The 20,325-nt window shown below is 73.5% G+C and carries 17 protein-coding genes; 12 read left to right on the top strand and 5 right to left on the bottom strand.

Features of this window, described 5'->3' with window-relative positions; all coding sequences use genetic code 11:
* Positions 1–241 precede the first annotated feature (241 nt).
* Complete coding sequence (locus ACIQMJ_RS22100; protein ID WP_499762878.1) at positions 242–1,318, top strand: LacI family DNA-binding transcriptional regulator; 1,077 nt, start codon at positions 242–244, stop codon at positions 1,316–1,318.
* 122 nt (positions 1,319–1,440) lie between these two features.
* On the opposite strand, the gene ACIQMJ_RS22095 is transcribed toward ACIQMJ_RS22100, so the two are convergent.
* The 3 genes from ACIQMJ_RS22095 to ACIQMJ_RS22085 all read right to left on the bottom strand — a co-directional run bounded on the left by ACIQMJ_RS22095 (position 1,441) and on the right by ACIQMJ_RS22085 (position 8,272).
* Positions 1,441–2,388 (bottom strand): glutathione S-transferase family protein, encoded by a 948-nt coding sequence (locus ACIQMJ_RS22095; protein ID WP_499763072.1) that lies wholly within the window; start codon positions 2,386–2,388, stop codon positions 1,441–1,443.
* A gap of 128 nt (positions 2,389–2,516) precedes the next feature.
* Positions 2,517–5,630: a discoidin domain-containing protein gene (locus ACIQMJ_RS22090; RefSeq protein ID WP_499762877.1), complete on the bottom strand. Its 3,114-nt coding sequence runs from the start codon at positions 5,628–5,630 to the stop codon at positions 2,517–2,519.
* Between the two features lie 14 nt (positions 5,631–5,644).
* Positions 5,645–8,272, bottom strand: coding sequence for an NPCBM/NEW2 domain-containing protein (locus ACIQMJ_RS22085; RefSeq protein ID WP_499762876.1), 2,628 nt, complete (start codon positions 8,270–8,272; stop codon positions 5,645–5,647).
* Between the two features lie 211 nt (positions 8,273–8,483).
* Here ACIQMJ_RS22085 and ACIQMJ_RS22080 point away from each other — a divergent pair, with 211 nt between their 5' ends.
* A complete protein-coding gene (locus tag ACIQMJ_RS22080; protein ID WP_499762875.1) occupies positions 8,484–9,650 on the top strand; it encodes an AI-2E family transporter in 1,167 nt (388 codons plus the stop codon).
* 168 nt (positions 9,651–9,818) lie between these two features.
* On the top strand, positions 9,819–10,292 hold the full coding sequence (locus tag ACIQMJ_RS22075) for a winged helix-turn-helix transcriptional regulator (protein ID WP_499762874.1): 474 nt from the start codon (positions 9,819–9,821) through the stop codon (positions 10,290–10,292).
* Here ACIQMJ_RS22075 and ACIQMJ_RS22070 read toward each other — a convergent pair.
* Complete coding sequence (locus ACIQMJ_RS22070) at positions 10,243–10,617, bottom strand: DUF4345 domain-containing protein (RefSeq protein WP_499762873.1); 375 nt, start codon at positions 10,615–10,617, stop codon at positions 10,243–10,245. The two genes, ACIQMJ_RS22075 and ACIQMJ_RS22070, sit on opposite strands and share 50 nt — an antisense overlap.
* A gap of 227 nt (positions 10,618–10,844) precedes the next feature.
* Between ACIQMJ_RS22070 and ACIQMJ_RS22065 the strand changes: the two genes are divergently transcribed.
* The 9 genes from ACIQMJ_RS22065 (at position 10,845) to ACIQMJ_RS22025 (ending at position 19,525) form a co-directional block, all read left to right on the top strand.
* Positions 10,845–13,124 carry a helix-turn-helix domain-containing protein gene (locus ACIQMJ_RS22065; RefSeq protein ID WP_499762872.1) on the top strand — a complete coding sequence of 760 codons (2,280 nt, stop codon included), beginning with the start codon at positions 10,845–10,847 and terminating at the stop codon, positions 13,122–13,124.
* 123 nt (positions 13,125–13,247) lie between these two features.
* On the top strand, positions 13,248–14,384 hold the full coding sequence (locus ACIQMJ_RS22060) for a hypothetical protein (protein WP_499762871.1): 1,137 nt from the start codon (positions 13,248–13,250) through the stop codon (positions 14,382–14,384).
* Positions 14,381–14,722 carry a hypothetical protein gene (locus ACIQMJ_RS22055; RefSeq protein WP_499762870.1) on the top strand — a complete coding sequence of 114 codons (342 nt, stop codon included), beginning with the start codon at positions 14,381–14,383 and terminating at the stop codon, positions 14,720–14,722. The genes ACIQMJ_RS22060 and ACIQMJ_RS22055 overlap by 4 nt, the downstream gene beginning before the upstream one ends.
* On the top strand, positions 14,719–15,516 hold the full coding sequence (locus tag ACIQMJ_RS22050; protein ID WP_499762869.1) for an ESX secretion-associated protein EspG: 798 nt from the start codon (positions 14,719–14,721) through the stop codon (positions 15,514–15,516). The genes ACIQMJ_RS22055 and ACIQMJ_RS22050 overlap by 4 nt, the downstream gene beginning before the upstream one ends.
* Positions 15,517–15,690: 174 nt before the next feature.
* Positions 15,691–16,743 (top strand): serine hydrolase domain-containing protein, encoded by a 1,053-nt coding sequence (locus ACIQMJ_RS22045; protein ID WP_499762868.1) that lies wholly within the window; start codon positions 15,691–15,693, stop codon positions 16,741–16,743.
* The gene (locus tag ACIQMJ_RS22040; RefSeq protein WP_499762867.1) at positions 16,740–17,813 is read left to right on the top strand and encodes an alpha/beta hydrolase; all 1,074 of its coding nucleotides are present in this window, start codon (positions 16,740–16,742) and stop codon (positions 17,811–17,813) included. The genes ACIQMJ_RS22045 and ACIQMJ_RS22040 overlap by 4 nt, the downstream gene beginning before the upstream one ends.
* 313 nt (positions 17,814–18,126) lie before the next feature.
* Positions 18,127–18,300, top strand: coding sequence for a CsbD family protein (locus ACIQMJ_RS22035; protein WP_233825793.1), 174 nt, complete (start codon positions 18,127–18,129; stop codon positions 18,298–18,300).
* Between the two features lie 240 nt (positions 18,301–18,540).
* Positions 18,541–19,008, top strand: coding sequence for a hypothetical protein (locus tag ACIQMJ_RS22030; protein WP_499762866.1), 468 nt, complete (start codon positions 18,541–18,543; stop codon positions 19,006–19,008).
* Positions 18,950–19,525 (top strand): GGDEF domain-containing protein, encoded by a 576-nt coding sequence (locus ACIQMJ_RS22025; RefSeq protein WP_499762865.1) that lies wholly within the window; start codon positions 18,950–18,952, stop codon positions 19,523–19,525. Before ACIQMJ_RS22030 ends, ACIQMJ_RS22025 begins: the two co-directional genes overlap by 59 nt.
* Here ACIQMJ_RS22025 and ACIQMJ_RS22020 read toward each other — a convergent pair.
* Positions 19,446–20,279: a fibronectin type III domain-containing protein gene (locus ACIQMJ_RS22020; RefSeq protein WP_499762864.1), complete on the bottom strand. Its 834-nt coding sequence runs from the start codon at positions 20,277–20,279 to the stop codon at positions 19,446–19,448. The genes ACIQMJ_RS22025 and ACIQMJ_RS22020 overlap by 80 nt on opposite strands.
* Between the last annotated feature and the right edge of the window lie 46 nt (positions 20,280–20,325).

The following is a 20,325-nucleotide window of genomic DNA, read 5'->3' as shown; positions in this document are numbered from 1 at the left end:
ACATGCCGATCCGGTGGGGAGACCGTAGGAGGATCTCCGCAAGACGTCAACAGTCCGTATCCGTCCTGTGTCTTCGCAGTTCACAGGTATGAACAGGGCGGATTTACTGGACCGCTCCCGTCGCCATTCAACCGTTCGGAACTGTCATGCTGGTGATCGGAAGGTCGAACCTTTACGCTCGGCCGTCGAAACTTTAGATCCGGTGTGCGGGGCGCGGACCGCGGCGCGGACAGGGGGCAGCATGAGTTCGTCGACCGATCGGGACGCCGCCGGCGCGGTGCCGGAGAAGACGGTGAAGGGCGCGGCGTCGATCTCCTCGATCGCCGCCGAGGCGGGCGTGTCGATCCCGACCGTCTCGAAGGTCCTCAACGGACGGCCGGACGTGGCACCGGACACGCGCGCCCGCGTGGAGAGCATCATCGAGCAGCACCGGTACCGCCGACGACGAGCACGGCAGTCGTCCCGGCCCGCGCTGATCGACCTGGTGTTCCACGAGATGCACTCGGCGTGGTCGACGGAGATCATCCGCGGGGTGGAGCTGGCCGCGGCCAACGAGCGCGCCGCCGTGGTGCTGTCGGAGCTGGGCGGCGAGCACCGGCCGCGCCGCGAGTGGTTCGACGACCTGCTGGCCCGCCGTCCGCTCGGCGTGATCCTGGTGCTGGCCGGGCTCGACGCGGAGCAGCGCCGTCAGCTCACCACGCGCAACATCCCGTTCGTGTTCGTGGACACCGCCGGCGAGCCGCCGCCGGGCGTGCCGACCGTGGGGTCGGCGAACTGGGCGGGCGGCCTGGCCGCGACCCGGCACCTGCTCGCGCTGGGCCACCGCCGGATCGCGGTGATCTCCGGCCCCACCACCATGTTGTGCAGTCGGGCGCGGGTCGACGGGTACCGCAGCGCGCTGGAGGACGCGGATGTCGTCGTTGACCCCGATTTCGTGCGGTACGGCGACTTCTACGTGCAGGGCGGGTACAGCCACGGGATGGCGCTGCTGAGCCGTCCCGACCGGCCGACCGCGATCTTCGCGGGGTCGGACTTCCAGGCGCTCGGTGTGATGCGGGCGGCGCGCGAGCTGGGTCTGTCCATTCCGGACGACCTGTCGATCGTCGGCTACGACGATCTGTCGGTCACCGAGTGGATAGGGCCTCAGCTGACCACGGTGCGGCAGCCGTTGCGCGAGATGGCGACCACGGCGGCGCAGATGGTGTTCAGCCTGGCTCGCGGGGAGCGCCCGCCGAACGAGCGCATAGACCTCGCCACGGAACTCGTCGTGCGCGAGAGCACCTGCCCACCCCGCCCGCCGAACGCCCAGGCCTCGTGAGTCGAACGCTCAGGTCCCGCGAGTCGAACGCTCAGGTCGGGTGAGTCGAACGCTCAGGCCCCCCGAGTTCCACGTTCGGGTCGTGCGGGGCGCAGCCGGGGGAGCGGGTCCCCCGGCCCGCTTCACCGCAACGGCGTGTGCGCCGGGTTCACCCGTTCGCCGTCACGCACCGGACCGGGCGGCGTGCCGTCGCCGAACGGCCGCCCGCCCAGCGCTTCCCGCCCGTGCGGCGTGACCCAGCCCGACAGGTCCGGCCCCTTGGGCACGATCCCGTTCGGGTTGATGTCCTTGTGCACCAGGTAGTAGTGCTGCTTGATCTGCGTGAAGTCGACCGTGTCGCCGAACCCGGGCGTCTGGAACAGGTCACGCGCGTACGCCCACAGCGCCGGCATCTCGGCCAGCTTGTTCCGGTTGCACTTGAAGTGCCCGTGGTAGACCGGGTCGAACCGCACCAGCGTGGTGAACAGCCGCACGTCGGCCTCGGTGATCGTGTCGCCGACGAGGTACCGCTGCCCGCTCAGCCGCTCCTCCAACCAGTCCAGCGCGGTCCACAGCCGGTCGTACGCGTCGTCGTACGCCTGCTGCGTGCCCGCGAACCCGCACCGGTACACGCCGTTGTTGACCTCGGTGAACACCCGCTGGTTGACGGCCTCGACCTCGTCGAGGTGCCGTGGCGGCAGCAGGTCCGGCGCGCCGTCGCGGTGGTGCTCGCGCCACTCGGTGGACAGGTCCAGCGTGATCTGCGCGAAGTCGTTGGTCACCACCGCGCCGGTCGTCGTGTCGACGATCGCGGGCACGGTGATGCCGCGCGGGTACTCGGGGTCCAGCTTGAAGTACGCCTCCTGCAACCGCTCGATGCCCAGCACGGGGTCCCGCCCGCCCGGGTCGAGGTCGAACGTCCACGACCGCTCGTCGTGCGTGGGTCCGGGCAGCCCGAGCGAGAGGACGTCCTCCAGCCCGAGCAGCCGCCGCACGATGATCGACCGGTTGGCCCAGGGGCACGCCCGCGCCGCCACCAGCCGGTAGCGCCCGGCCTCGACCGGGTAGCCGTCGCGCCCGTCCGCCGTGATGCGCGTCGTGACGTACCGCGTGTCGCGGGTGTACTCCTTCCCCTTGACCGAGTACGTGCCACCCCGCTCGTGCTCGGGATTGCCCTGGTCCGTCGCGGATGCCGAAGTGTCACTCACGTTCGGAGAGCCTACGTCCCCGTCCCGCCCGCGGCCTCCCGGCGAGCGGACCGGACCGCGAGGGCGGTGAGCGCGGCCTGGCCCGGACGCCAGTCGGGTGTCGACACGGCGACGTACCGGGCCGTGACGTCGAGGTCCAGCCCGGCACGACGACGCCGGGGCGCGGTGGTCGGCGGCCCGTAGGTCCGGCCGTCCGCGCTGGTGCTGATCGTGCACTCGGGCACCGGGCCGGCGGTCCACGTCAGGTCCACCTGCGCGATCGGCCGGTCCGCGCCGAGGTCGACCACCATCCGACCCGCCGGTCCGGGCGTCCACGCGGTGCCGGGGTCGTCGTCCACGGCGGCGGACGGCGACGTCATGCCCGGCGGCAGCGGAGAGGTCGGGAACGTCGTGCGGCCCAGGGCCAGGTCGTCGAGCGGGTACGGGCGCGTGTGCGGCAGCGTCACGTCCCGCCGCACGCCGGGCGGCAGGGTGACCGGCACGCGACGGCCGTCCGCGGACACGAGGGTCAACCGGGCGACCCGCCCCGCGCCGGTCAGGGTGACCTCCGCGCCGTGGTGCACGACCGCGACGACGCCGACCGGCACGTCCCCTTCCAGCGTGAACCGGGGTGGCTCGACGCGGGCTGTCGCGGCCTCCACCCGCAGCTCGTAGTCGGTGCCGGTCGCCGTCACGACCTGCCGGCCGAGGTAGAGCCGCACGGCGCCACCGCCCCGGTGCACGGAGACCGTGCCGCTCACCGGCGCGTCGGAGAGGTTGAACAGGCTGAGGAACCCGTCGGCGGCACTGGCGCGGACGGCGGGGGAGGAGCACGTCGGGGGCGGTGAGGCGGCCAGGCCCGGCAGGTCGGCCGGACCGGCGTACCCCTCGACCACCATGGCGGCGGCGGGTCCGTCGGACAGCACCGCGGTGTCGCCGGAGACCGTGATCGGGTTCGGCGAGCCGTGCACGACGAACCCCGCGCGGCCGTCCACGTCGAGCCAGCCGCCGGTGCTGCGCAGGTCCGGCCGGGGGTACTCGGCAGCCGTCGACCACGTGACGCCGTCCGGTGACGTCTCGACCCGGTACGCCCGCCCGGCCGCCGCTTCCCACTCCAGTCGCACCCGGTCGACGGTCACCGGGCCGCCGAGGTCCACCGCCAACCAGCTGTCGGCGCGGCCCCGGTCCGCCCGCGACACCGCCCACCGCGAGGTGCGGCTGCCGTCCGTGGCCGACGCGGGCTCACGGCCGGTGTCCCAGGACGACGCCGTCGTGAGCCGGCCACGCGCGAGGTCCGGCCCGTCCGCAGCCCGAACCTCCAGCGTGAACAGCGAGTACCCGTAAGTCGGGTGGGGCGACACGCCGACCACGCGCACGTGCCGCGCCGTGACCGGACCGAACACGACGTCGTCGACCCGGGCGACACCGGGAGGCAGGACGCGTGCGTCGGCGGATGCCACCGTGACCACGCCTTCGGCCGCCGTGTACGTGCGCGAACCGTCGAGACCGGGCACGCCGGGCATGGTCAGGTTGTGCACGTCCACCCGGCCCTCGCCGGCCGCCAACCCCGACGTCGCGTACACGACGGTCCCGGTCGGCAGGGTGGCCGTGCCGACGTGGCCGCCCGCGAACGACAGCAGGCTCGCCGTGCCGTCGAACCCGTCGCGAACCCGCTCGTACACCACGACCGAACGCCCGCGCACGACCAGTGACGTCGACGGGACGAACATCGGGGTGTCGCCGCTGACCACGAACAACCAGTCGTCGTGCCCCGGCTGCCAGGCGAACTTCACGAACCCCGGCTTGGTCACCGTCCCCGCCCACGCCCGCGCCGACTGGTGCGCCACCAGACCGGGCTCGACGCCGTAGTCCGTCACGGCGGCGGCCGACGAGAAGAACTCCTCCTCCGACACCGGCTCCACCACCGGCCCGGTGCGGCCACGCCACTCGTGCAGCAGGTAGCTGATCGCGAGCTCCGCCCGCGCCTCCGGCTCGTACTTCGCCTCACCGGAGAACTTCGCCAGCCGGTGCACCGGCGGGTACGCCTGGTACGCGGCCAGGCGCGCGGCCAGCGCCGCCTCCGCACGCGCCGCCAACCGGTCGCCCAGCACCTGCGACCGGAACGCCAACGGGATCACGTCCCGGCCGTAGAGGTGCTCCCGGTCATCCACCATCGGCATCAGCGGCTCGCCCGCGTCGCTCATCGTGGCCAGGATCGTGCGCCACAGGCGCTCACCGTTGGGCTGCGCGGTCAGCACCTCCGGCAGCGGCACGCCGGCCAGCAGGAAGTGCACCGCGTTGCGGCCGGACGTGCGCCACAGCTCCTCCTGGTAGTGCGGGCCGTAGGAGCCGTGGTTCTCCACGATGAACGTGTCGTAGAGGTTCGCGGCGGTGTTCGCCGATACCGGCACGCCGTCCACCGGCGTCGGGTTGGCCAGGTCGGCGGCCGGCAGCCCGGCCTCGTTGCGGCTCCACCGGCCGAACGCCGCCCGCCACGCGCCCGCGCCCGGATCGTCGGCCGCCCAGGCCAGCCCCGGCGCGAGCGCCTGGGCGTAGACGCCCATCTCCTCCAGCTTCGTGTCGCCCCGGTGCCCGCCGGCCAGGCCGTTCGGCGTCCACCCGCCAGAACGCGGGTCGTCCGCCGTGCCCAGTCCGGCGGTGTAGGCGGCCTGACCGCGGGCGATCGCGTCGACGGCGGACCGCGTCGCCGGGTCGAGGTCGGCCCAGAGCAGCCGGGCGGCCAGCACGAAGTACGACTGGAACGTGGTGTCCCAGAACAACGTCCTGCCCCACTCCGAGCCGCCCGCCAGCACGTTGCTCGCGGCGAAGTGCCGGATCGTGTCGACGGTGTGCGCGTGCAGCACCGACTTCGCCACGCCGGTGCTCTCGGCGTCGTAGTCGCCCCGGGTCAGCAGGACCGCGTTGCCGAGCACGACGGCGAACCCGAAGTCCGTCCGCCGGTACCGGCCCGCCACCGGGTCGTACTGCTGCTCGGCCCACCGCGTGTGGCGCGACAGCACCTCGTAGTAGACGCGCGCCACCGGGTCCGCTCCGACCGAGGGCTCGGCGACCGCGAACCGGGGCGCGAGCGCCAGCGCGCCGCCGACACCCACCGCCCGCAGCAACTGGCGACGGTTGATCCGCATGCCCGGTGCCCTTCTCACGCGCAGGCCAACCGGGCGTCGGCCCAGTCGGCGTGGTCGAAGTTGCGGCCGTCGCCGCCGTCGGTCACGCGCAGGCTGAGCATCCGCACGCCGGTGGTGTCCACCGAGACCGGCCGCGCCGGGTCGCCACCGCGCACCACCCCGCTGTCGAACAGCGGCCGGTCGTCGCCGAAGACCTGGAACACCACCGACCCCGGCTCCGTCGTCTCGTCGTCCAGCCCGACCACCGCCGTGAACGCCCGGCAGCCGCCGCCCAGGTACACCGACAGTTCGGACGGCGCGTGCACGCCGATGCCCTTCTCGTGCACCACGCCGCCGATGGTCAGCGGGCCGCCGTCACCACCGGCGTTCTCGCCGTTGGACCGGTCCCGCTCGACCGGGCCCCACCCGTTGCTCTCGCTCATGAACGGCAGGTCGCTCACGTGCGGGTCACCGGTGGGCGCGGACGGCGGCACGAACGCCCGCACCGCCTGCTCCACGTGCACCCGGTCGTGCCCCGGCGCGCGGAACTCCGCGAACACCGGCACGTCCACCGCGCCCACCGGGCTGTCACCGCCCACCCGCGCGGTCCACCGGCCGGTGATCGCCTCGCCCGCCCGCAGCGAGCGTCGCTCGACCGGCGCGCCGGTGATCGTCCAGCCCTCGGGCGCAGCCGCGGTCAGCACGACGTCCTCGACGTCGGCCCGGGCGGTGAAGCTGCCGGTCACCTCGAACTCCGAGCCCGGCGCCGCGTCCACGACCCCCGACGGCGTGACGGTGAGCGTGGTGGCGGGCACCGGCACCACCGGCCGGTCGCACGTCAGCACCCCCGGCAGGTACGGGCAGATCACCGCCGCGAACCCGCCGTTGCGCGGCACCGGCACCTCCAGCGTCGCCGACGACCGCGCGATCCGGCCGTCCCGTCGCACGTCACCGCGCTCGACGCCGTCCCGGACCACCTCGACCAGCCACTGGCCACCGCCCAGGAACGCCAGCGACGCCCGCAGCGTGCGCGCGTCCCCGGCCGACACCGCGCCGACGAACCAGCGGTCACCGGACCGCCGCGCCACCACGGCGTGCTCGGACGGGTCGCCGCCCAGCACGCGGGTCTCGTCCCACACCGTCGGCACCTGGTTCAGGTAGCGCAACGCCTCCGGGAACCGCTCGTAGGCTTCCGGCTTGTCGGCGAAGTGCGTCCACCCCGACTCGTACAGCACCGGCAGCGCCACCTCGTGCGCGACCGACGCCTCCTTCGGGCCGACCTCCAGTGACACCGGCGTGTAGTCCATCGACCCGACCGCGTTGCGGGTGAAGAACTGCACCGGGTTGTTCGCCGCCGGCGGCGAGTTCTCCGCGCCGCGCACGGCTTCCATCGTCATCACGTGCGGCCACGTGCGGGCCAGGCCGTGCGGGATGGTCGAGCCGTGGAAGTTCACCATCAGGCGCAGCTCGGCGGTCTTGGCCAGCACCGCGTCGTACCACTGGTAGCGGGCCCGGGAGTCGGACTCCATGAAGTCCAGCTTCACGCCCCGCACGCCCCACTGCCGCACCCTGGGCAGCACGGTGTCGCGCTCGACCTGCGTGTCCAGGGCGGACCAGTGGAACCACAGCAGCACCTCGACACCCCGCGCGCGGGCGTACCGGACCAGCTCCGGCACCCACGCGTCGCGCCACCCCTCGTCCACCAGCACGTACTCCCAACCGTTGCGGGCGGCGAAGTCCACGTACTGCTTCTGGCGGGCGAAGTCACCGGGGCTGGAGTGCTCGCTCAGCCACGACCACGCGACCTTGCCCGGCCGCACCCACGACGTGTCGGCGACCTTCGAGGGCGACGCGAGGTCGTCCACCAGGGTGGACTGGCCGACGGTCGCGAGGGAGCCGACGATCGCCGTGCGCCACGGCGTGCGCACCACGTCCGTGACCTGCTCGTCGGCGAGCACGACCTGGTAGTCGGCCGACCCGGCGGCGTGCCGCAGCCTGCTGCCCGCGTACCGGCCGTCCACGTCGGACTCCGTCAGCAGCGCGTAGTCCTCGCCGACCCGGAACAGCGAGGGGTGGCCGAAGTCGCCCTCGGCCGCGCCGGCCGTCGTGCGCACCCGGTTCGCCTCGTACCAGGCGTTGTAGGGCAGCAACCACGCCGGGGCGTCCGCGGGCAGCCGGTACGACGACGCCTCACCGGTCACCGTGACGGGGTCGGGCACGACGTACCGGTAGGCCACGCCGTCCGGCGCGACCCGCACGACGAGGTCCAGCCGCGCGCCGCCCGCGCCCGCGAACGCCAGCGTCGTCTCGGTCATCCGGCTCTGCCGCTCCAGCCGCTTGCCGGTGGTCATCGCGTACCGCTCGGTCACCAGCCGGTCCGCGCGGCCGACCGCGCGCAGGCCCCGGGTCAGGTCGGCGCCGGTGGTGCGCAGCCCGACCGACGCCGGCGCGAGCACCGTGCGGCCCTGCCGGGAGACGGCGAACGTCAGGCCGCCGGTGCCGGGGTCGAGCCTCACGTGCGCGGCCAGGGCCGCCGTGCCCGGCGCGGTGATCACCCAGTCGGCGGGGGCCGCCGCCGCCGGCGTCACGGGCACGAGGACGGAACCGAGGACGGCGAACAGGGCCACGAGCCGCGCCGTGATGACGCGGCGAAGCGATGACATCGTTGTCAACTCCCACTGCTGGTCGCGCCGGATGATGTTGTTCCGCCATCGTGGGTGTCCGTCGAACGCGCGGTCAAGGTCGCGGACCGGACAGGTTTTGTCCTGGTGCGGGCCTTGACAGCGGGCGGGGCGGCACGACCGGCGCGGCCGGCTCTGGCAGGCTGCCGCACAGGCGCCGCGAGGCGCGACGCGGTGGAGGGGATGGGAAGACGTGAGCGCTGAAGACCGCCGCTGGGCCGACCGGGGTCAGGCGATCGGGCACGGGGTGACCTGGCTGGCCCGGTGGAGCGCCCGGCTGGCGCTGGTCGCGATCGGCTTCTGGCTGCTGTGGACGCTGATCGGCAGGCTGTGGGTGGTGGTGATGCCGGTCCTGCTGGGCCTGCTCATCACCACCGTGCTGTGGCCGCCCGCCCGGTGGCTGCGCTCGCGCGGCGTGCCGGCCGCGCTGGCCGCCACGATCGTGCTGCTCGGCGGCCTGGTCGTGCTCGGCGGCGTGGTGGCGCTGATCTCGACCTCGATCGCGTCCGGCGTGCCCGAGATCGCCGACAGCGCGACCCGCGCGCTCCAGCAGGCGCTGGACTGGGCGGCGGGCCCGCCGCTCAACATCGGCGAGGGCCAGCTCGACCAGTTGCTGCAACAGGGCATCGACCAGCTGCGGTCCAGCGTCGGGTCGATCGCGAACAGCCTGATCACCGGCGTCGGCACGGTGACCTCCGGTCTCGTCACCGGCATCGTCGCGCTGCTGCTGGCGTTCCTGTTCGTCAAGGACGGCCCGCGGTTCACGCCGTGGCTGCGCGGCGTGATCGGCGAGCGCGCCGGCGGGCACGTGACCGTCGTGCTGGACCGCGTCTGGACGACGTTGGGCGACTTCATCCGCACGCAGGCGATCGTGAGCCTGGTGGACGCGGTGCTGATCGGCCTCGGCCTGGTCGTGCTGGGCGTGCCGCTGGCCGTCCCGCTGGCGGCGCTGACGTTCCTCGGCGGGTTCGTGCCGATCGTCGGCGCGTTCATCGCGGGCGCGCTGGCCGTGCTGGTGGCGCTGGTCAGCAACGGCCCGACCACCGCGCTGATCATGCTGGTGATCGTGGTGGTGGTGCAGCAGGTGGAGGGCAACGTGCTCCAGCCGGTGCTCCAGTCGCGGAGCCTGCGGCTGCACGCCGCCGTCGTCCTGCTCGCCGTGACGGCGGGCAGCACGCTCTACGGCATCGCGGGCGCGTTCCTCGCCGTGCCGGTCGTCGCTGCGGTCGCGGTGGTGCTGCGCTACCTGGGCGAGGTCATGGACCGGCGCACCACGACCGCGGGCGAGGTCCCCGACCGCCCCGACGACCCGGACCACGTGCCGGACGCACGACCGCCGGGCGCGGCGGACGGCGCCTGAGCGCCGGGCCGGCTGCGGCATCGGTATGCCGCAGCCGGCCCGGCGGCACGGGTGGAACCGCTCCCGGCGCGGTGACGTCCCGGTTCCCGCCGAACCGCCTGCCGGCACACCGGAATCCGCGTGCCGACAGGGAAGTTCCTTGCCGAAATGCCTGGTTATCATGCGCGGATGCTCCGACGCACGTACGACGGCCAGGTCTGCTCGATCGCGCGTGCGCTCGAGGTCGTCGGCGAGCGCTGGACGCTGTTGATCGTGCGGGACGCGCTGTCGGGCGTCACCCGGTTCGACGGGTTCCTGCACCGCATGCCCATCGCGCGCAACGTGCTCAGCGACCGCCTCAACGGGCTGGTCGAGCACGGCGTGCTGGAACGCGTGCGCTACCAGGACCGCCCGCCGCGCCACGAGTACCGGCTCACCGCCCGGGGACGTGAGCTGACCCCGGTGGTGCTGGCGCTCATGGCGTGGGGCGACCGCCACCTGCCCGCGCCGACCGGCCCGCCGAGCGTGGCCGAGCACGCGGGCTGCGGCGGCAGCGTCCACACGTGCCTGGTCTGCGACTGCTGCGAGCGGCCGGTCCCGCCCGGCGCGGTGGTCAGGCGGTCAGGCGGCGTTGCCACACCACCAGGACCGGCGGCACGATGAGCTCGACGCCCAGCAGGACCAGCATCAGCGGGTGCGGCTGACCGACCGTCGACCACGAGACGACCCGTGCCAGGCCGCCGGCGAACACCGCCGCGCTGACGAACCGCAGCACGGTCGTGGCCTCCCGGACCCGCGGCGCCACCGACAGCAGCGCCACCCCGATCGCCAGCCACATCACCGCGAAGAACCGGTAGTTGCTGTCCAGCGTCGGCTCGGGCCGCGGGCTGCCGGGCAGCAGCACCGCCGGGCCCAGCACGACCTCCAGCAACCCGGTGCCCGCGGCGAACAGCCCGAGCACCACCAGCACCACCTGGAACGCCTTCATCACGACCCCCGTCGTCCGCGGCGCGCGGATCACCGCCGAGCCGCCGGACCGGCCGGACGCCGTGCGGCGGAAGGAAATCCGCGCGACAACGATCTCGCTCCCCGGCCTGACGGTACCACCGGGTAACTTAAGGGGCTGGTCGTGTTGATCAGTGACGGCCGGCGTCACCCGGGGGTGGGGCCGGTGTCCGCGAGCGCGCGTTCGACGCGTGACGCTGGGGGTTGGGTGTGACGAGCCGGTTCGGCGCTCTGCTGCGGCGATGGCGGCAGCGTGCCGGGTTGAACCAGGACGAGCTGGCCGATCGCGCGGGGCTCGGTGTCCGCACCGTCCGCGGCCTGGAGACCGGCAAGCGCGGCAACCCGCAGGTGCGCACGGTGCGGCTGCTGGCCGACGCGCTGCACCTGGACGGAGCCGAGCGCGCCGAGCTGTTCACCGCCGCGGGCCACGCCGAACCCGCCGACCCGGACGACGACGCGCCGGTGCGGGTGGTCGGGCCCGGCGGCGACCACCGCCGGCCCTCACCCGGACCGGTGCTGGCCGCCGACCCGCTGGCCGAGGCGACCGACGCGCTCGCGTCCGCGGTGCACGGCCGGTGGCTGCGGGAGGAGGAGCAGCAGCAGGTGCACGACCCGGTGCCGCTGCCGGTGCGCTGGCAGCCCGCGCCCGAACCGCTGCGCGACAGCTGGGCCAACATCCGGCAGGCGCAGCCCGGTCAGGCCGCGCGCCCCCTCGACCTGACCGGGCGGCTCGACCAGGTCGTGGAGGTCTACCGGCGGGTGCCGTCCGCGCGGCTGATCGTGCTCGGCCGGGCCGGGGCGGGCAAGACGATCCTGACCACGCGGTTCGTGCTCGACCTGCTGGCCACCCGCGCGCCCGTCGACCCGGTGCCGGTGATCTTCGGCCTCGGCTCGTGGAACCCGGTCCGCACCGAACTGCGGGACTGGCTGGCCGACCAGCTGGTGCGCGACCACCCCGGCCTCGCCGCGCCCGGACCCGGCGGGTCGACGCTGGCCGCCGCGCTGGTGGACGCGCACCGCGTGCTGCCGGTGCTGGACGGGTTCGACGAGGTGGCGGGCGGCCTGCACCGGGCGGCGCTGGCCGCGTTGAACGCGACCACCCTGCCGCTGCTGCTGACCAGCCGGGTGGACGAGTACCGGGCGGCGGTCGCGGCCACCGGCGTGCTGCGGGCGGCCGGCGCGGTCGAACTGGTCGACCTGACCGCGGCCGACGTCGCCGACTACCTGCCGCGCACCACCGGCCACGCGAGCAGGGCCTGGCAGCCGGTCCTGGACCACGTGCGGGAACACCCGGACAGCGCGCTCGCGGCCGTGCTCACCACCCCGCTGATGGTTGCCCTGGCGCGCCGCATCTACAGCGACACACCCGGCCACGACCCGGCCGAGCTGGTCGACACCGACCGGTTCACGGACCGGGAGGCCGTCGAACGGCACCTGCTCGGCGGTTTCGTGCCCGCGGTCTACCGGCAACGCCCCGGCGTCCGGGCCTACGACGTCGACCACGTCCGGCACTGGCTCGGCCACCTCGCCGACCACCTGAGCCGGCTCGGCACGCACGACCTGGCGTGGTGGCAGCTCGGCACCTCGATGCGCCGGCGCACCAGGGCGCTCGCGGTCACGCTCGTCGTCTTCGCCGGTGTCTGGCTGGGTGACGTGGTGCTGGAGAGCGCGGTGCTCGGCGGGGTGACCGGCCCGGTGGTCGGGCTCGGCGCCGTGGTCGGCGCGCTCACCGGCGTGTCGTTCGGGCTGGTGCACGGGCACCTCGCCCGGGTCCAGCCGCTCGAACCGGTCCGGTTCCGGCTGCGGCTGCGCTCGGGCGCGGGGTCGAGGTGGCCGCGGGTGCGGGTCCGGGCCCGGATGGGGCTGCTGTTCGGCGCGCTGGTCGGCTGCTCCTACGGCATGCTCATGGTCCTGGCGAAGTGGCTGGTGGGGAACTTCCCCATCGGACCGGCGATGGTCGTCGTGGACGCGGGCGTGTTCGCCGCGGTGTTCGGGTCCGGCGCGGCGCTCGCCTTCGGGCTGATCGCCGCGGGGGAGTCGCCGCAGGACATCCGGTCGGCGGCGAGCCCGGCCGGCCTGCTGGACACCAACCGGCGGACCGTGCTCGTCCAGATGGGGTTGTTCGCGCCGCTGTTCGCGGTGTTCTTCTCCGTCATCACCTGGCTCATCGCCACCGCGCTGATGTCGCTGCCCGGCGGAGGTCCGTTCGGCGTCGTGATCGCCTGGCCCGGCCTGGCGGGGGTGGTGCTGGGCGTCGTCGGCGGCTTCGGCGGCGGGTTCGGCTACCTGATCAGCATGACCGCGTGGGGCCAGTGGCTCGTGTTCGCCCGGTTCTGGCTGCCGCTGACCGGCCGGATGCCGTGGGCCGTCCAGGCGTTCCTCGACGACGCCTACCGGCGAGGTGTGCTGCGCCGTGCGGGCGCGGTCTACCAGTTCCGCCACGCCCGCCTGCAAGATCACCTGGCCGAGGGCCATCGCGCTCTTCACTGATTCGTTCCCGCAGGTCAGCGCAACCGGCCATACATGGCCGCCGCACGGCCTGTCCATGGCCGCCTCCGTCCCCCGAGCATGGGTGGCATTGGCGAGGCCGGCTGTGGGAGGGGGATCACCAGGGTGTCCGGAGAGGAACCGGCGGCGGCCGGCGCGGTCAACTGGGAGGCGTACAGCCACGAGGAGCTGTACCGGATGCTGTGGCAGGACGCGGACGTCGCCGACGTCAGCACCGTCGCCGCCGAGTGGGCGGAGCACCGGGCCGCGCTGGCCGCGCACGCGCAGGTGCTGCGGGAGGAACGGGTCGCGCTGCTCGGCGACTGGGACGGCGCGGCGGCGGAGGAGGCGGCCGACCGGCTGGCGGCGCTGGCCGCGCGGGTGGAGAAGATCAGCGAGCTGGCGCACGCCGGGCAGGTCGCCGCCCAGGACGCCGCCGACGCGCTGGCCAGGGCGAGAGCCATGATGCCGCCACCACCGGGCCTACCCGCGGGTGACCGGGGGACCACCACGCAGTCCGCGTTCGGCCTCGCGCCCATGAGCCTGCCGAGCGCACCGCCCCCTCCGGTACTGCCGACGATGTCACCCTCGTCCTTCTCGTCGATCCCGAACCACGGGTACTCCTCGATCCCGAACTACGGCTCGATGTTCGCCCCCACCGGCACCACCACGTCCGGCGTGGGCACGGCGTTCGGCGCGGTCGGCGGAGCGGGGTTCAGCTTCTACTTCGGCGCGGCCGGCGCGGACCGGCAGAAGGCCGAGGCCGTGCGCGCCATGCAGACCTACGAGTCGAGCCTGACCGGCGGCGGCAAGCTGCTCGACGGGGCCCGGGACGCGATCCCGCCGGCCTCCCGGACGACCCGCGTGGTCGGACCGGCGGCCGGAGGGGTGCCGACCGGCCCGACGACGGGGGTGCCGTGGACCCGTCTCCTCGCGGGCGGCGGTTCGGGCGTGAGACCGGCCCCCGGCGGTCCCGCGCCGTCCACCGGGCACGGCGTGCCGCTCGCACCGGGACCGCGCGCGGGCGTGCTGCCCGGCGCGCCCGGTGTGCTCGGCGTACCGGGCGGACCACCCGCCGGTGACGCGTCCGGGGCGAGGGGAGCGGCGCAGGCCGCTATGGCGACACCGGTCGGCGGCCACGCCGACGACGGCGACGACGAGCCGCACGAGAACCGCATGCCGACCGTCGACCACGGCCTGTTCAAGGTGGACGACCAGGGCAGCCCGGCGGTCATCGGCGAGCTGACGGGAGCGCGATCGTGAAGCCGGGGTACCAGGTCGAGCTCGACCTGATCGGGAACCGGATCACGGCGCTGACCGGGTTGGGCGACCTGACCGCGGACCTGGTGGCGGCCGTGGGCCGGCTCGCCGAACGACAGCCCAAGCTCGGCACCGCCCCACCCGCCGTGGAGCTGGCGGCGCGGCTGCGCGAGGCGGCGGGGGAGTCCGGCCTGGCGGGCGAGGTCAGCGCGGCCCGGCACGAGGTGGAGGAGTTCCGGCAGCTGCTGTCCGACGCCCAGTCCTCCTACACCGAGGCGGACGCCGACGCCGGGTCGTCCGTGCGGGCCGCGGGCGAGCGGTCGGACGGGTCGGCGACGTGACCGCCGCGATCCGGCACGAGACCGTCTTCGACCCCGTCGAACTGGACCTGCTCGCCACCCACGCCGGCGTCCCGTTCCCGTTCCCCATCCGGGTGCCGTCGTCCGGCCGGTTCACCGACGAGCGGGACGCCCTGCTGGCCGACGCCGGGCACGCGCTGCGCGCCCGCGGCCTCGCCACCGCCACCGGGCCGGTGGGCGTCACGGCCGAACTGGTCACCGCGCTGCGGGAGCACCGCGGCGCGGTCGACCTGGTGGTGATCGGCACCACCGAGGTCACCGGCGCGGTCGCCATGGTCCACGAGGACCGCGCGGTGGTGTGCCGCCAGTCGCTGCACCCGGAGCACGGCGGCGACGTGGCGGTGACCGCCGTCCCCGCCACCGAACTGGCCGACCGGTTCGCCCTCCTGATCCCGGCGGCGCGTGCGGCGGCCACCCTGCCGATCACGTTGCCGCCCGGAGTGGTCGAGGGCGCGTTGCGGATCCTCGGCGACCCGGGGTGCGAGCCGGTCACCCGCGGCCACGTGCGCGAGCTGGTCCGCGCGTGCGGCGGCGACGAGGCCGTGGTCGACCGGCTGGTCGACCTGCTGCCCGGCGTGTCCGGCCGGGGCCGGCTCGGCGTCGTCCGCCGCACCGGCGGCCCCGCCACCCGACCACCCGAGGTGTCGTGGCTGGACAGCGCACGCGGCCGGGTCCGGGTGGACCGCGACGACCGCGGCTGGACGAGCGTCAACCCGTTGCGGCACGACCGACTCCTCCGCCTGCTCGGCGAGACGGCGGCGGTCGCCCGTGCCTGACGGACCGGGGGAGAACCACGAGTGGAACGAGGGAAGGGGAGGACCATGGATCCAACGCTGTGGCCGGTGAGCACGAGTGCACGAGGTGATGACCGACCACCTCGCCGACGGCGAGGCGCCCACCAGGCCCGACGCTTCGTCACCGGAGTCGTCGTCCTCGCCGTCGCGACGGCGGTGACGACACCGGTCACCGCCGTCGCGGCCCAGGACGACCACACCGCCACCCGGGCCGTGCTCGACCGCTACCAGGCCCAGGCCGGACCCGGCGCGGCCGTCTACGCCGGGAACGGCACCGGGTCGTGGACCCTGAGCAAGGGCACGGCCCAGATCAACCAGGTCCGCCCGATCACCCCGACCCAGCACTTCCGGATCGGCAGCCAGACCAAGACCTTCACCGCGGCGGTGGTGCTCCAGCTCGTCGACGAGGGCCGCATCGCGCTGGACGCCCCCATCGGCCAGTACCTGCCGGGGGTGTTCACCGGCAACTACGACGGCGCCGTCATCACCGTCCGCCAGCTCCTCCAGCACACCAGCGGCATGGTCCGCGACGTCCGCGACGCCGCCGCCAACCCGGACGGCAGCTACTCGCTCGCCGAACTGGTCCGCTCCGCGATGGACGAGCCCGCCCAGTTCGCACCCGGCACCGGCGTCGGCTACTCCAACGCCGCCTTCCTGGTGCTCGGCCTGCTCGTCGAACGGCTCACCGGCAGCACCATCCGCGACCAGATCACCACGCGGATCACCACCCCGCTCGGGCTGACGAGCACGACGTTCCCCGCGCCGGGGACGCGGGCGCTGGCCGACCCGCACCTGCCCGGTTACGTCGGCGGCAGGCTCGGCCCGTTCTTCTTCTGGACCGAGGGCACCACCAACACCGAGCTGACCTTCTGGAGCTCCGCCGGCGCGATGGCGTCCACCATGACGGACCTGGCGAAGTTCTTCCGGGCGCTCCTCGACGGCCGCCTCATGTCACCGGCGGCGCTCGCCGAGATGCGCCGGACCGTCGCGCCCGACCACAACTCCGGGCTCGGGCTGGCCCGGGTGCCGCTCCCGTGCGGCGGCGAGGCGTGGGGCCACAACGGCGCGCTGTCCACGGGGCACTACTCGATCACCCTCACCACCGACGACGGCCGGTTCGCGGCCCTGGCGACCAACGGGAACATCGTCGAGTCCCGGACGCTCTCCATCGAGGTCCTGACCACGGCGTTGTGCGAGGAGGCGGCATGATCCGGCGACTGACCGCGGTGGCCCTGGCGGGCGTGCTCGGCCTGTCCGGTGCGGGTTCCACCGCCTCGGCCGCCCCGACCGCCGCCGCACCGCCGGTGTTCGTGGACGGTCACGGGCTGACCGTGGTGAGCCAACCGGCGTGGGTGGACGACAACCGGCGGACCTTCGTGTTCACCGTGCGCACCGCCCACGTGCCGGCGTACTCGGTGATGGAGGGCCAGGTTTCCGGCGAGCACGTGATCATGGTGACCCTGCCCGAGGGCTACCACGACTCCACCGCCCACTACCCGGTCCAGTACCACCTGCACGGCCACCCGGACCGCCCGAACACCGTCGCGAACCTCCGGCTGTTCGAGGAGACCACCGCCGGCGTCCCGCTGATCACCGTGGCACCCAACGGCTCGGGCCGCGGCTGGTACACCAACTGGGTCAACCCACCGGCTGCGCTGGGCCCGCAGAACTGGGAGACGTTCCACCTGGACCAGGTGATCCCGTTCGTGGACGCGAACCTGCGCACCATCCCCCGTCGGGACGGACGGGCGATCTCGGGTCACTCGATGGGTGGGTTCGGCGCGTTCCACTACGCCGAACACCGACCGGACCTGTTCGCCTACGTCGGAAGTTTCTCGGGTGGGCTCGACCTGCTCAGCCAGGAGCAGCGCGCGGCGGTCGTCGCGACCACCCAGCTGGCGGGCAGCGGTACGCCCACGGTGCCGTTGGAGTCCATCTTCGGTCCCCCGATCTGGCCGCTGGACGGGGTGTGGAACCGGGAGAGCCCGGCCCAGCACGTCGGGTCGCTGCGCGGCATGGGGGTCGCGATGTACACGGGCAACGGTGGGAACCTGACCGGGAACCCGGCCCAGGCCGTCATCGAGAACCGGGCGTGGGCGACCAACATCGTCACGCGGGATCACCTGATCGCGTCGGGCATCCCGCACACGTTCATCGACTACGGTGATGGCACCGGTTGGGCCGAGAGCTGCACGGGCAAGCACGCTGAACTCCCGTGCCTGCTGGCCGACATGAACCACTTCGTCGACCTGCTGATGGACACCCTGGCCCATCCGTGACCTGCGGTTCTGTCGATCACCCGCTCCACGATCGAGTGAACCTGCCAGAGCCACTGAACAAAAACGCCGTTTCCGCCTCCCTGAAACGTCGGAAGGAAAAAAGAACGCCATCCCCGCCCGCCCACTCCGCCACCCCTGACCCGCACCAACCCACCCCCCTGCCCCGCACCGCCCCCGGACAGGCTGACGGACATGGCAGGACAGGGCAGCAGGGGGAGTCCGGCACTTCGTGAGTCCGGCAGTCCAGCAGCCCGGCACTCCGGCACTTCACGCGAGGAAGTTCAACAGCCGCGCGAATGGGTACCCGCAGGACATGGGTATCGACGACAAGTTCGACGCCAAGGCCGATGAGCTCAAGGGCAAGGCCAAGGAAACGGCCGGCCGGGCGACCGACGACCCGGACCTGGAAGCCGAAGGCCGGGGCGAGCAGGTGAAGGGCAACCTCAAGCAAGCTGCCGAGAAGGTCAAGGACGCGTTCAAGAACTGACCCACATCGCACGCGGCGGGTGTCGCGGACCGGGATTCCGGTCCGCGACACCCGCCGCAGCGCTGCGGTAGCAGCCATCGCCCCCCGCCGTTCAGGCGAAGCGGCTCCGCTCGGCGTCACGCCGCCGCAGTGACTACGCCGCCGGGGCCTTCGTGCCGCGTGACGTCGAGCGGATGAGCCCGCGCCACGTTCATCCTGGCCTCGGGAGGGGCCGGCGCGGTGCTCAGCGTCAGCGGGCTCATGGACGAAGCGACGATCCCGCCCGGACCGCTCGGCTTGCTCGTGCTGGTGACCGCCGCAGTGACGTGGTGGGCCGTCAACTACTCCCTGGTGGTCCTTGTCCTGCGCGTGAGCAACCCGGACGCCCCGATCCGCGCGCCATTCCGCGAGCTCACGGACCAGCTCGTCGTCGCAGCGGCGCTGTGCCTGGGCATCGGCATGGCCGCTCTGCTGATCTACACGCCGTGGCTCGTCCTCGTGCCCATGGCGACCGTCGTCGTGCTGCACCAGCAGTTCATCCTGTCGCAGCTACGCCGCCAGGTGCGGGCCGACCCCAGGACCGGCCTCCTCGACCCCGTGTTCTTCGCCCCAGCTCGCGTCCGCGCTCCTGCACCGCATCCGGGAGCAGCTTCAGCCCGCGGCCCTGATCATGATCGACCTCGACCGGTTCAAGCGGATCAACGACGAGTTGGGCCACCCGGCCGGTGACGACGCGATCCACGCCGCCGCCAACGTCTTGCGGCAGGAACTCCGCGGCAGCGACCTGGTCGCCCGCTCCGGCGGCGACGAGTTCGTGCGCCTGCTGCCAGGAGTCGGCCAGGAGCAGATCGCCGACATCAGCACCCGCTTGCTCCAGGCGCTCCGGACCCACCGCACGCGCGCTCATCGGCAACGGTCCGCCGCTGCGCAGCCAGTGATCAGTTCGACTGAGTTGCCGTGTCGCTTCGCTTGCGGCGCGAGGCGGTTCGAGGGCGCCCCATGCGCGAGGACGCCCTCACCGACCGGTTCTGGGCCGCCGCGTGGAGCCGCTGATCCCGGCGCATCCGAGGCGTTCCCGGCGACCCGGGAGACCGCGGAGGACTCCCGGGTCCACGGCCGCTGCGTGTCCTACGTCGATCTCCACCCGGTCCGAGGCGGATTCACGGTCACCGGCCGCGCAGCGGCGTCGCGAAGACCAGCCCCTGGCTCTTCGGGGACGAGAAGCCGTACGAGTCCTTGGTGGTGACCTTGACGCGGTGCTGGGTGTCGGGGCTCAGCCCGGTGAGCGTCGCCTGCTCGTCGGTCACGAAGGCGACCTTCACGTTGTCCAGGAACACGTCGTAGCCGATCGTGGGGAACCACCACGAGGTCGAGTACCAACTCAGCGAGACACTGGTCGGCGTCACGGCCGTCACCTGCAGCTGCGACGGCCGCACCGGGTGCTCGATGATGCTCGACTCGGACTTGACCACGGTCAGCAGGTCGTTGGGGCCGGAGTGCCGGCAGGTCACGGTGGTGGAGGCACCCGCAGGCGTCCCGTCCGCGTGTTCCGGCCGCAGGGACAGCGTGAGGTCGCCCAGGTGGATCGCGTAGTCCCCGGCCGGGTAGAGGCCCAGCTGCGGGAACCCGCCGGCGGCCTTCACCGGCCCGCCGGACGAGGTGAGCAGGGTCGGCGCGAAGCTCAACGCCGCCGCGGTCGTCGTGGTCCCCGCGGGACCGACGACGGTCGCCGCCAGCGACGCGGTGCTGTCGCCGTCGATCCGGACACCGGCCGGCGCGCGGTCGAGGGCGAACGTGACGTCCACGTCGATGTACGCGGGTTCGAGGTACGGGACGTTCCCGCCGGCCATTCCCTCGTCGGGCACGACGGCCGTGACGTCGGCGTGCACGACGACCCCGGGTCCGCAGGTGTAGTCGAGCCCCAGCCCGACCGTTCCCGCGGACGCCGTCCCGACCGTGACGCCGCCGGATAACACCGCGGCGACCGCGGTCCCGATCACAAGTCTCCCCAGCACGATTACCCTCTCGCCTTCGTTGATGGCACGG

Source organism: Actinosynnema sp. NPDC091369, assembly GCF_044757065.1.
In the GTDB taxonomy this organism is placed as follows: Bacteria; Actinomycetota; Actinomycetes; order Mycobacteriales; family Pseudonocardiaceae; genus Actinosynnema.
The sequence above is the reverse complement of the archived record's forward strand: the minus strand, read 5'-3'. Positions and strand labels throughout refer to the sequence as shown.